The 12,165-nt window shown below is 60.2% G+C and carries 12 protein-coding genes; 6 read left to right on the top strand and 6 right to left on the bottom strand.

What is annotated here, in order from left to right; translation table 11 throughout:
- From ACJYUO_RS17125 to ACJYUO_RS17110, 4 genes are all read left to right on the top strand, one after another.
- On the top strand, positions 1-948 hold the full coding sequence (locus ACJYUO_RS17125; RefSeq protein ID WP_494346750.1) for a branched-chain amino acid ABC transporter permease: 948 nt from the start codon (positions 1-3) through the stop codon (positions 946-948).
- The gene (locus ACJYUO_RS17120; RefSeq protein WP_494346549.1) at positions 941-2,050 is read left to right on the top strand and encodes a branched-chain amino acid ABC transporter permease; all 1,110 of its coding nucleotides are present in this window, start codon (positions 941-943) and stop codon (positions 2,048-2,050) included. The genes ACJYUO_RS17125 and ACJYUO_RS17120 overlap by 8 nt, the downstream gene beginning before the upstream one ends.
- Positions 2,047-3,390, top strand: a complete 1,344-nt coding sequence (locus ACJYUO_RS17115; RefSeq protein WP_494346548.1) for an MmgE/PrpD family protein — start codon at positions 2,047-2,049, stop codon at positions 3,388-3,390. Before ACJYUO_RS17120 ends, ACJYUO_RS17115 begins: the two co-directional genes overlap by 4 nt.
- Before the next feature lie 580 nt (positions 3,391-3,970).
- Complete coding sequence (locus tag ACJYUO_RS17110) at positions 3,971-4,414, top strand: universal stress protein (RefSeq protein WP_494346547.1); 444 nt, start codon at positions 3,971-3,973, stop codon at positions 4,412-4,414.
- Positions 4,415-4,553: 139 nt separating this feature from the next.
- Here ACJYUO_RS17110 and ACJYUO_RS17105 read toward each other — a convergent pair whose 3' ends face one another.
- The 6 genes from ACJYUO_RS17105 to ACJYUO_RS17080 form a co-directional block, all read right to left on the bottom strand.
- Positions 4,554-5,123, bottom strand: coding sequence for a hypothetical protein (locus ACJYUO_RS17105; RefSeq protein WP_494346546.1), 570 nt, complete (start codon positions 5,121-5,123; stop codon positions 4,554-4,556).
- Positions 5,120-5,494, bottom strand: a complete 375-nt coding sequence (locus ACJYUO_RS17100; protein ID WP_494346545.1) for a hypothetical protein — start codon at positions 5,492-5,494, stop codon at positions 5,120-5,122. The genes ACJYUO_RS17105 and ACJYUO_RS17100 overlap by 4 nt, the downstream gene beginning before the upstream one ends.
- 322 nt (positions 5,495-5,816) lie before the next feature.
- Positions 5,817-6,239, bottom strand: a complete 423-nt coding sequence (locus tag ACJYUO_RS17095) for a hypothetical protein (RefSeq protein WP_494346544.1) — start codon at positions 6,237-6,239, stop codon at positions 5,817-5,819.
- Positions 6,240-6,242: 3 nt separating this feature from the next.
- Positions 6,243-7,769 carry an aldehyde dehydrogenase family protein gene (locus tag ACJYUO_RS17090; protein WP_494346543.1) on the bottom strand — a complete coding sequence of 509 codons (1,527 nt, stop codon included), beginning with the start codon at positions 7,767-7,769 and terminating at the stop codon, positions 6,243-6,245.
- Between the two features lie 499 nt (positions 7,770-8,268).
- A complete protein-coding gene (locus tag ACJYUO_RS17085) occupies positions 8,269-9,357 on the bottom strand; it encodes a DUF2249 domain-containing protein (RefSeq protein WP_494346542.1) in 1,089 nt (362 codons plus the stop codon).
- A gap of 185 nt (positions 9,358-9,542) precedes the next feature.
- Entirely contained in the window at positions 9,543-10,628 is a 1,086-nt protein-coding gene (locus ACJYUO_RS17080) for an AI-2E family transporter (RefSeq protein ID WP_494346541.1), read from the bottom strand.
- Positions 10,629-10,919: 291 nt separating this feature from the next.
- On the opposite strand from ACJYUO_RS17080, the gene ACJYUO_RS17075 reads away from it, so the two are divergent.
- Both ACJYUO_RS17075 and ACJYUO_RS17070 read left to right on the top strand, forming a co-directional pair.
- Complete coding sequence (locus ACJYUO_RS17075; protein WP_494346540.1) at positions 10,920-11,507, top strand: hypothetical protein; 588 nt, start codon at positions 10,920-10,922, stop codon at positions 11,505-11,507.
- Complete coding sequence (locus ACJYUO_RS17070) at positions 11,504-12,121, top strand: DUF2238 domain-containing protein (protein ID WP_494346539.1); 618 nt, start codon at positions 11,504-11,506, stop codon at positions 12,119-12,121. Before ACJYUO_RS17075 ends, ACJYUO_RS17070 begins: the two co-directional genes overlap by 4 nt.
- Positions 12,122-12,165: the final 44 nt, after the last annotated feature.

The raw sequence follows: 12,165 nt of genomic DNA, 5'->3' as shown, positions 1-12,165 counted from the left end.
ATTGGTTTCAGTTTCGATTCGGTGGCCCCATTGCCTTGGGCCGGCGGTCTCGCGACCGAATCGGCGACGGTGGCGTTCATCCAGCCGTCCACTGCGCTCCAGTTGGTCGCGTTCGCCGTCCTCCTCGGTGGCATCTATGGGCTCGTCGCGCTCGGTCTGACGATGATCTTCGGCGTGATGGACGTGATCAACTTCGCACACGGGGCAATGATGGTCGTCGGCATGTACACGGTCTGGTGGACCGCGACCGCGTTTGGTTTGCACCCGATCCTGTCGATCCCACTTGCGGTGGTCGGCCTGTTTGTGATCGGCGTCCTCGTGCATCTGACGACGATTTCGTCGATCATGGACGCACCACAGGAGAACCAGCTGATCGTGACCTTCGGGACCATGCTGATTCTGATCAGCGCCATCGAGATCACGTTCTCGACCGATCCACAGAGCCTCGGCCTCGGACTCGGCTCGGTTTCCGTCGCCGGCGTCTTCCTCCCGCTGGGCCAGCTGTACGCCCTGCTCATCGCGGTCTCGGCCGTCGTCGTCGTCTGGCTCTTCTTACAGCGGACACAGCTGGGACGAGCAATTCGCGGCACAGCGGACGACCGGACGGCCGCCCAGTACGTCGGGATCAACGTGCCTCGGATCGACTACCTCACCTTCGGTATCGGTGCGGCGCTTGCCGGACTCGCTGGGTCAGTGATCCCGCTGTTCCAGCAGATCAATCCCTACCTCGGGGATTCGTATCTGATCAATGCCTTCGTCATCGTGGTTCTCGGCGGGCTCGGCTCGTTCCCCGGTGCCTTGCTGGGCGGGCTAATCATCGGATTCGTCCACGTGTTCGGCCAGTACTTCCTTCCCGGATCGGGGTACCAGATCGCGATCTTCCTGATATTCATCCTCGTGTTGTTACTCAAACCCGAGGGCCTGCTCGGCGGTGGTGTCAGTGAGTAACGCCGACGCCTCGAGTCACCTCGATCGGGCCCGCAGACAGTACCGGACATTCCAATCGAAGTGGTACGCGACGCCGGCGATACTCGCGGGCATCTTCGGGCTGTTGCTCGTGTTGCCGCTGCTCCTCGATCTGTACTTCTTCGGGTTCAGTCTCGGGTCGTGGATCAGCGTCCACGTTCTGGTTATCACGCTCGTCTGGGCGACCGCAGCACAGGGATGGAACGTGATGTCGGGGTACACCGGCCAGTTCTCGTTCGGGCACGCCGCGTTCTTCGGGCTCGGGGCCTACGGAACGATCCTGCTGTTGAATACGGTCGGACTAAACCCGTGGCTCGGCATGCTGATCGGCGCGACCGCCGCCAGCCTGTACGGCTTGGTCATCGGTGTGCTCTGTTTCCGGTACGACCTTCGCGGGCACTACTTCGCGCTCGCGACGCTCGCGTTCGCAGAACTGCTTCGGCACACGTTTAACACGTTCTCGCAGCTCGGGGGCGCGAGCGGCTACTTCAAGCCGCTTCCCCGGTCGTACGGCGCGGAGTTCGGATTCGCCGCGTTCCAGTTCCGGGAAACGCTTCCCTACTACTACATTATCCTCGGCTTCCTCGTCGTCGTCACGGCCGTCTCGCTCGCGATCAAGCAATCGCGGCTCGGCCTCTATCTGTTCGCGATCCGTGAAGACGAGAGCGCAGCCGCGGCCGTTGGTATCCCGACGTTCCGGTACAAGCTCGTCGGCATCGCCGTGAGCGCGTTCTTCACGGCGTGGGCCGGCGCGTTCTGGGCGATGTATTTCGATACGATCCGCCCGGATACCGTCTACGAACTGCTCGTCAACGTCGAGATCCTGTTGCCGGCGATCGTCGGCGGCGTCGGGACCGTTATTGGCCCAATCGTCGGTGCGTTCGTCGTCATTCCACTCAGCGAGATCGCCCGCCAGTCCGTCGACATCACCGGCTTCGATCGGGTCATCTACGGGCTCTTGCTGGTCGGAATCGTCCTTTACAGTCCGCAGGGAGCAATCTCGTGGCCGCGACGGTTCCTCGAACTACTCGGCGCGTACGGGCCGTCGAAGCGAAACGCCTCGCCGAAGGACGACGACGAATGACCGTCGACGAATCGCTCGCGTCGTTCGTCGCTCCCCTCTCTCCGAACGACGTTCCCGCGACTGTACGCGACCACGTCGGCCTCGTCGTCGCCGACACCGTCGGCGTAATCGTCGGCGGGTCGACGACGGACCCCGTCGCGTCGCTCCGGCACCGATACGCCGACCGCGCCGACGGACCCGGGACCGTTCTCGGGACGACGGCGACGCTTCCCGTCCACCAGACCGCGACGCTCAACGGGATCGCCGGAACCGTCCTCGAGCTCGATGAGGGACACAAACTGGCCGCCGGACATCCGGCGATCCACGTCCTGCCCGCGGTACTCGCCGTCGCCGAGGCCGACGGCGGCACCGCCGAGGCCGCCTCGACGGCGTTCGTCGCCGGCTACGAGACGGCCGTCCGCGTCGCCCAAGCCTGCCGGCCGCTCGCGGAGGGCTATCACCCCCACGGCGTCTGGGGCGTCGTCGGAGCGGCCGCCGCGGTCGCCAACTACGAGGGGCTAAATGCGGACGAGACCGCGGATGCGCTCCGTATCGCCGCGAACCACGCCCAACACACCCGATTCGAAGCGGCGATCGAGGGAGCAACTGTCAGAGACACGTACGCCGGGATGAACGCGCCTGCCGCAATCGCCGCGGTCGATCAGGCCCGGAGTGGCTTTTCCGGCCTCGAGGAGGGTATCGTTCGTCACCTCGAGCGGGTGAGCGACGGTCCGATCGAGTTCCCAGCGGACCTCTCGCTGGGCGAGCGGTGGACGGTGAGCGAAGGCTACTTCAAAATCCACGCGGCTTGCCGGTACACCCATCCTGTACTCGACGCCATCGACGAACTGGCGGCGACAGAGCCGATCGATCCCGACTCACTCGAGCGCATCACGGTCGAAACGTATCCCGCTGCGGCGACGCTCACCGATCCGTGCCCCGAGAATCGCCTCGCCGCGAAGTTCTCGATTCCGTTCGCCGTCGCGACGCGACTCCGTCGCGGACACGCCGGCAAAGCGGCGTTCGAGCCCGCAGCACTCGACGAGGCGACCAAGAGACTGGCACGGCTCGTCGAGGTCGAATCGACGCCGAAATTCACGTCGGCGCTGCCCGACTCGCGAGGAGCACGCGTAACGGTCGTACTCGCCGATGGGAAGGAACGAACCGCAACGGTCGACCATGCACGTGGCGGCGTGGAGCGTCGATTTTCCGAGGACAGACTCCGAGAGAAGTTCCATTCGCTCGCCGATCCGACGCTCGGACGCGAGACAGCGGCGGAGGCGTGGGTGACGCTTCGGAACTGCTGGTCGGGGGACGTTGATCGACTCTGCCGAGCTGTCGTTCCCGCCTCCGGCGCATAATTCTATTCGCTTTTCGTTCTCGGGGTCGGTTCGTGCGACTAAATAGTTTGAAATCAGATGGTTATCTCGATATATTTCTTAAATGAGATTTCTAAACCAGTCTAGTTTCCACACTTTTGACATTGTACTCCGAGTTTACGTTAGTGGAGTCGCATCCGGCGTCGTCGTCTGCTGTCGACGAGAAAAACCCACTCTTTCCGGAGTAGTTCTCTCACATATTTGAGTTCGAATCACTCCGTCGGAACGGTCCTTGTTGCCGAGCTGGGCTGTATACAGCGACTGCCGCTCGCTCCGTAACCGATCACATGGATGGCACTCGAGCAGGACCTCGAGTTCGATTGTCGTCTCGTTGACTACACCGTAATTCGGATTCATTTTCCTTCTGGACTGGATAATACACGTGCGCACCAGATCGTGAGCCGTGTCGTGTCTCCGATCGATGTCGAAATATCTAACTCTTTAATTGTTTTTGAAAGCGATAGCTTAGCAGAACGATCGAGTACAACGCTCTCATTTCTCCATCCCCGCCGCGATCCCACACAGGAGTATGTTTAAGTTATGACCACCGTATCAATGATACATGGCTCTCGAAACGGTTCTTCTGGCGTGTAAGCCCGGCGACGAAGGTCAGGGGTCGGAACTCGCGCAGGCGGTCCTCGAGGTCGCGAAGCCGGCACACGCTCGAGTGGTGGTCGCCTTCGTATTCACGGAAGATGAGTACGAGAACACCAAAATAGGCCTCGGTGTCGACGACGAGGCCGAGGGTACGCCCGAGCGAATCGCGACCCAACACGGCACGTTTCGCACCATCGTTGATCGGTTAGATGCCGACGGACTCGATTACGAACTGCGGCTCGAGATCGGCCCGCACGCGACCACCATCGTCGATCTCGCGGCCGATGCGGACCGTGTCGTCATCGGCGGCCAAAAGCGGTCGCCGACCGGGAAGGCGCTTTTCGGCTCGACGACCCAGGAAGTGATGCTCAACGCGCCGTGTCCGGTCACGTTCGTCCGTCGAGAGTAACGAACTCTCCGCCGCGAACGAACGGACTCGAGTGTGTACTCGAACTGGTCGTCCAGCTCTGGTCGCATCTTGTTTCGCCGGTTTGCAACGTGACTCGCAGGGCTATTCACGATGGTTCGAACCGAGACATCGAACACGGCTACTCGAGCCGTCCCAGTAACTGCGTCACGTAGGGACTGTTGTCCCAACTGCGGTGGTCGCTAATCGTCGTGATGAGCGTGCGTGCCTCGTCAGCGGTCATGTGGCCATTGCGTGCATAATCACAGATGAGCCGGGGTGTCGGGACGATCCGCGGGCCCTGAAGGGCAGCATGGACGAGTGCGAAGTTCGTGCCCCCGAACTCGTCGGTCAGAAAGCCGTCGACGCCGCGGGCGTTCGCGAGCACGATTCCGTCGGTCTCTCCGTCGTCGAGGCCGAGCGTCGGCCGTGAGGCGGACGTCTTCGCTCGCTCGTAGGGATCAACCACTGTATAGTGGTCACGCGCGGTGAGGGCGTTGGTCGCCGCGGCAGCGTGGACGTCTTGGTACTGCGTGAGATCCTGCAGTTCGGAGATAACTTCCGGTGGGACCGCAACGTCACAGGCGGTGAGAAGGTACTGAAGGGGATCCGGGGCCGTGTCAGCGTCGTAGTCGGCATCGGCGCGGGGAACAGCGAGACTCACGAGCGCACTCGTATCGACGGCGACTGTCTGCAGACGCGGCCTGCTCATCGCTGCCCGTCGGACTCATTGGTATCGGCCGTCGTCGCGTCGGTACCGTAAATGTCGACATCAGTGTCGGGTGCAGCGATATCGAGCGGTTCACCCTCCAGATCTGCTTTCAGCAGCCGGAGCCGTTGGGCAGACTCGGCACCAACAAGTTGTTTTACCGTCTCGAACTCGAGTTGGTCGTCGTAGTACTTCGTTGCGACCAGTTCCTGGAACGTCTCGCTCTCGGTGGTTTCCTCGAGGTATTCGCGGATGGCCTCGACGAGCAGGTCCGTTCGGTCCGTGTCGAAGAGGTCCGCAATCGCGTCGAGTCGTTCGACGAGGTACTCCGGAGATTGGAAGTGGACTCGCCGGGGTTCGTCGCTCGCACTCATTCTATGTGCACGTTCTGCACACGGGCGGATAAATGCTTTGCCGGATGCACATACCTTGCACATCGTATACCTCCTCTTCGGTCCGTCGGTCAAGTACGGCTATCGCGTTGCTTCCATTCTGATCGGCTCGAGCCTTTCGCAGGACAGGTGGGTTCCGAGTCGGCGGCGGAACCGTCCATCACCTGTTCCATCTCCCGCTCGAACGCTTCCTCGCTGATCTCACCTACAACGTACCGTTTCTTGAGTTGTCAGCCAGTGGTGGGAGACCATAGTGTGATTATCTAGTCGAGTGGATAATAACAGACGTTCTGAGAGGTACGTGTCAATCGCGTTCTACCGGAACCGGTATTCGAGACCCATTCCCGGGGAGGGATAGGTCACGCACTGTGCTCGTGAGTACGTTCTCCGACGGATGCAGTACGACAGCGATCGAGCCGGCGTCGTGCATCCGAGCGAACCTCTGGACGAGTTCCGTCTCGTCGAATCCGTCCGGGGCGTCGACGTTCACTCGATCGGTCAGTTGATCGCTCTGGAGTTGCACCCAGCCCGCGAGGGCGAGTTCGACTTTCGTTCCACTCGGCCCGTCGAACGCGTCTCCGATGCTCGAGTCACCGAGGACGATGTGATGCAGTCGCTCGTGAGCCCCCGATGGGACGACGTAGACGCTGCCGTCGGGTGCGACGGTGAGGTGGCGAGCCTGCTCGCCGTCCCACTCCGGAAACGGGACCGAGACCGGCTCACTCATCACCTACTCGAGACCGATATTGATGGTCTTCGTTTGCGTGTAGTGTTCGGCGAGGGCTTCGTATCCGATCTCACGGCCGATACCGGACTCCTTGTACCCACCGAACGGCTGCCCGGCCGGGAAGGAGTTGTACTGGTTTACCCAGATCGTTCCGGCTTCGACGTCTCTCGCTGTCCGATACGCTTTCGTCAAGTCGTTGGTGAGGATGCCCGCAGCGAGTCCGTAATCGACGTCGTTCGCCAGCTCCATCATCTTCTCGTAGTCGGTCCATTCGAAGACCTCCTGCACTGGGCCGAAGATTTCCTCTTGGACGGCACGGTTGTCGTGATCGATGTTATCGATCAGCGTCGGCGAAACGAAACTCCCCTCCTCGAGCGCTTCGTCGTCGGGCACGTCCCCGCCGGTAACGAAATCGGCACCGGCATCACGGGCTTCTTGGATGTATTCGAGTGTGTTTTGGGCCTGCTCTTCGGTCACCTTCGGTCCCAGCGACGTTTCCTCGAGCAACGGATCGTCGACGACAAGATCCTCCGCAGCGGCGGCTAACGCATCGAGGAATTCGTCTTTGATGTCGCTGTGGATGAACAGCCGCGACCCGGCGGAACAGCACTCGCCGGTGTTGTAGAAGATTGCCGTTATCGTCGTCTCGACCGCTTTGTCGAGATCCGCGTCCGGATAGATGATCAGTGGGCTTTTGCCGCCGAGCTCGAGCGTGATGTCGTGGACGTTTTTGGCGGCCTGTCCCATGACCTGCTTTCCGACTTCGGTCGATCCGGTAAACGCGATCTTCCGAATATCCGGATGGTTGGCCAGCGGCTCGCCAGCCTCCGGTCCGAATCCGGTGACGACGTTGACAACGCCGTCGGGAAGCACGTCGTCGACCTCGTCCATGAGTTTGAGGATCGTCAACGGGGTCTCTTCGGCCGGCTTGAGTACCGAACAATTCCCCGCAGCGAGTGCTGGACCGAGTTTCCAGGCGGCCATCAACAGCGGGAAGTTCCAGGGGGTAATCTGGCCGACGACACCGTACGGTTCGGAGATCGTTTGGACGTGTTGGCCGTCGCCGCCGCTGGGGATGGTGTCGCCGCCGTTGACGCGGACCGCCCCGGCGAAGTAGCGGAAATGGTCGGCGACCAACTCCATGTCGACTCTGGACTCGCTAATCGGTTTCCCGTTATCCAGCGTCTCGAGACGCGCGAACGCTTCTTTATTTTCCTCGACGCTGTCCGCGATTTCCTCGAGGACGCGCTGCCGGTCGGCCGCATCGTAGTCCGACCAGGTTTCGTCGTACGCATCCCACGCCGCTTCGACTGCCCGATCGATATCGTCGCTGTTTCCCGCTTGGACCGTTGCGAGCGAGTCGCCGGTCGTCGGATCCCGCGTTTCGAACGTTTCTCCTGAAGCGCTCGTCGTCCACTCGCCACCGATATAGAGCTCCAAATTCGACGGAACGACATCCGCTGCGGCCTCTTGGTGTCGTTGTTCGATATTGCTCTTCCGATCGTCGACTGGCTGTGAGTCCGTTGACATTCCATGTGGGTAATCCACATCCAATACATAAAGGCATATGATGATATTGAGATACTATAACCGAAAACAGTTTCTAGAATGCTGTATCAATTTATATTGGCCAGAAAAGGTAACTACTACTTGTTACTTAGTATTGAGCACCGGCCACTGTGCGCGTACAGCAACCGCGTCCCTGTACAGAGTCGGCCTCTCGAGTCTCGTCATCGGATTCGCAATGCATGGCGTGGAGGTCGGTGTGCGGGGTCTTCTTGGGGTACTTCCTCGGGAAGGTATTCCAGAGTACGCTTTGGACGGCCGGGAGGTCGTATCGTCGGCACTGACAGTCACTGCACATCGAACCACCGAACGGAATTCGACCAGTGTGTAACTCGGTTCAGTGGCTCCGATAGCCAGACGACGAGACGATAACCGAACCGCCGCCCATCGAGTCCCTCGAGACTGACAAATCGGTGAACCTCGTGCTCGTCCACGACAGCGGCCCACAACGGCAGCAACCGGATTAGAACGGTGCGGTAGGCTCCGTTCCTTCGGACGCTGTGTCCCTATTTTTGTTTGCGTGGGGGTCGGCGTCGTCCACGTCGGCCTTTCCGATCACGACACGGAACTCGCCCGGTTCTCGCTTGCGGTACTCCCACCGGAACGCCGGCCCGACTTCGGCGTCGAACTGGTGGTACAATGGCTTTGGATCGTGGTCGTTTATCAGGACGAATCCCTCGCCGCCGCCCAACTCGGCGTACGCATCGAAGATCCGTTCGTGGCGTTGGGCCGGCGGCAGATCGCGAACGTCGAGTTCCTCGGTTATCTCGAGTGATTTCCCGTCGGTCGCCGAGTCGGTTCCGTCGGCTTCGGCGTCGTTCGAGGTCCCGTCGTCGGCCTCGCTTCGCTTCGTGATGTGGACGTGACAGCGCCCCGGCTCTTGGGCGACGATATCCCACTCGAAGGTATCGCCGTACTGCTGGCGGAACTCCTGCCGGAGCGGCCGCGGCTCGTGTGGTGCGATCAGTTCCATCGTGCCGCCCTCGGGAATCATGCCGTACCGGTGGTGGATCGTCGGGTGACGTTCCTGTTTCGGGATCTTCCGAACGTCGTATTGAGTGACGACATTCTCGTCGCCGGCCGCTGATTCCGCCGTCTTGATAATCTCGACTCGCCATTCGCCGTCCCCCTCGTTCGCGTACTCCCAGTCGACGATGTCCCCGTGCATCGAACGGAGTTCGTGATACAACGGTTTGGGATCGTGATCGTTCACGAGGATGAACCCCTCGTCGGCACCCAAGCGATCGAAACTCTCGAGGAGCACCTCGTGACGACGCTGCGGTTTCAGGTCGCGGACATCGATCGTGCCGAGATCGCCCTCGAGCGAGTCACCCACAGTCACCTCGAGTTCCCGCGGCTCCGCGTCCGGATGCTCGTACTCCCACTCGAGGGTGCGGTCGTGCTCGAGTTGGTAGTGAACCAGGTGTGGGTCGAGGTCCGCTGGGGCAACGATCTTGATATCATCGCCGGGCTTGCACCCGTCAAGCGCATCGAAGAGTTGTGTCCGATACTCGTCGGCGGGCCGACCGCGCAAGTCGATTTCGCTCGTCATCTTCGTAGTGGATACTCCCGGGCTGGTCGGATTGCCCCTGTGCCGAACGTATTCGGTATACGAGTACCCTGGGACCGGACACGAAATCGTCCCGCCTCACGGTTCACGCATAACGAAACAGCGCCAGTGGCCGAGATTCACGTTACGACCGACAGGGTTGATACAGAGTGTGCCGTTGGCCGCGGTTACTCCCCGAGAAGATCGCTACTAAGAGAGGGAAAGATCATGTGTGCGAAATGGACTGCGAGGACAACGACGATCGGGCCGAGGAAAAGTCCGTACCAACCGAATGCGAGGGTTCCGAGGAAGTATCCGAGGAGAACTAACCCCATGTGGACGCCGCTTCGCGCGGAGAGATACGACCGCGCGAAGAAATCGGGGATCGTATCGATGACGACGAAGGTGAGAGCCAAGAACGCGATGGGGTGCCAGAGCGGCGTCGATGTCGTCACTGCGAGTCCGATCAGAACCAGTCCATACGGGACATAGACGATTTTCATTCCGACGGCCGGTATCAGCGTTCCAATTCCGATAAGTAGCGAGAGTAACACCGGCGTCGAAACGACCGTTCCGCCCGGTGCGAGATAGTTGAGACCGGTGTACGTTACAGTGGCGGTTACGGCTGCGACTGCAATGACCGCGAGATTGCTAAGAAAGACCGTTTCGAGGTCGTCGTCGACCGACTCGATGTACGAGACAATTTCGTCGTCGTGGTCAATGCTCTCGTAGAACCACCGTCGTAACTTCCGGTCGTCACGCAAGAGATAGAAGAGAAACGTGAGCATGAGAAAGAACCGAGCGAGAACCGAGAAGACGAATCCGGCGAACGATTGTAGTCGTCCCAGTGCACTCGGAACGCCTTGGCTAATCCCAGTGATCGGGGCACCGGAACCAGTAAGCGCGCCTCGGAGCCTGTCAATGTTCCCCTCCCTGACCAATCGCAGGTACGGCTGGAAGAAGGAGCGATACGCCTCGAGTTCACTCGAAGCGAGGAACTGATCCAGCTCTCGGAGTGCGACAACGCCAGCGTAGGCGATGACGGCCGCCATAGGGACGACGACGAATAGTATCGTAACTGTCGTCGTCACGTTCGGGTGGTCGATAACGCGATCGAGTTGGCGATACAGTGGACGCGTCGCGTAATAGACGAATATCGCGAAGAGCACTGTCCCTACGTACCTGAAGAGTGCAATGCCGATCAGTACCGCGATGATCAAGCCGACGCCCACCCAGAGGAGTCGCTTGCCGTCCCATCTATCGAAAACGGCCATGGTCAATTACACGGACCCAATCCGGAAGAATGCCGGTTCTGGAAGCAAAGACTGTAATCGTTGCGTAGTTGTCCCAGAATCGAGTAGTCGATACAGCGCTCGAGGAGTACCGGATCGGAGTCGGGGAGTGATGAACGACCACTGAGTTCGCTCTTCTACATAACCGAGAGCGGATCTGTTTATCGGACTCTGGGTCGTGTTTGTCTGTTCAGTGGCTACAGGCTTTCAGCGCTTTACACAGCTGCAAAATCAGCTACAGATTTTAGTGTTCTCGAACCTAGTTAGCACTCTGTGAGACTCAAGGAACTCGTCCGCGACGATCGGATGAACGCCGTCATCGGATGGTCGTTGACGGGCATCGTGGCGCTGGGCGCGATCGGGAGTATTCTTACAGACGTTCTACTCTGGGGTGGATTCGAGCTAGTCATCGTCGCTACGGTATCAGTACCAGCGCTACTCACCCGCGACTGGACGGCGATGGTTTCTTGGCCGCTCTTGATAGTCGCGACGCTCTCGGTCGTTGCCGGTATGGCCGGATTTCCATCCGAGGCCGCGGTGTATCTCGCTGTTGCGACGCTCGCACTCATCGTCGTCGTCGAACTCGAGACATTCGCATCTGTCGAACTGAGTCGTCGGTTCGCTATCGTCTTCGCGGTACTGACGACGATGGCACTGCAGGCGCTCTGGACCATCGCACAGTTCTACTCGGATCAATGGCTCGGGACTGAGTACTTGCGCTCACAGACTGAACTCCAGTGGGACTTCGTCACCGTCACCGTCGTGGGACTCGTGCTCGGCACGCTCTTCCAGTTGTACGTCAACCGATTCGAGCCGGCAGGTGCCGTTGCTCGAGCCGCGAATGGAGCGGACCCTCGATGACGCTTGGCGACGCGCTGGGGCTGACGGACGCTCAGGAGCGCCGTCTCGTTCGAGGCCTACAACTGGGGCTCGTCATGCTCCTCGGGTACGGTGTCGTGACGGTTCAGTTGGGAATCTCCGGAACAGCGGGATTGGCCCTTGGAATAACGCTCTTGCCGGCGTGGTTGCGTTGGGAGTACGGATACTCGATGGATGCCGGTCTCGTCCTCTGGATCACCATCGCCGTAATTCTTCACACGGTGGGATCGCTCTGGCTCTACGAGACGTACCAGTGGTACGACGAAATCGCCCATACCGTCTCGGCGTCGGTTGTCGCGGGATTGGGGTATGCTGTCTTTCGGGCGTTCGAACTCCACTCCGAGGAGATGAACGTCCCGTCGACCTTTCGCTCCGTGTTCATCGTCGTCTTCGTCCTCGCAATCGGCGTCATCTGGGAGGTACTGGAGTTCGCCCTCGGCGGTACGGTGGTTACCGTCTACGGAATCGACGACATCGTGACTGACTTCGTGTTCAACGCAGTCGGCGCAGTGATCGTCGCGATTTGGGGCACTGGCTACGTCAGTGAACTCGTCGGATTCTTCGGGCGACGATTTCGGTCCACTTCCGAGAGCTAACTCCCAGGGTTCCTGTACTACTGCTTAACCGACGGTGCTGCCAA

It is taken from the genome of Natrinema sp. CRL1, assembly GCF_059162405.1.
The sequence above is the reverse complement of the archived record's forward strand: the minus strand, read 5'-3'. Positions and strand labels throughout refer to the sequence as shown.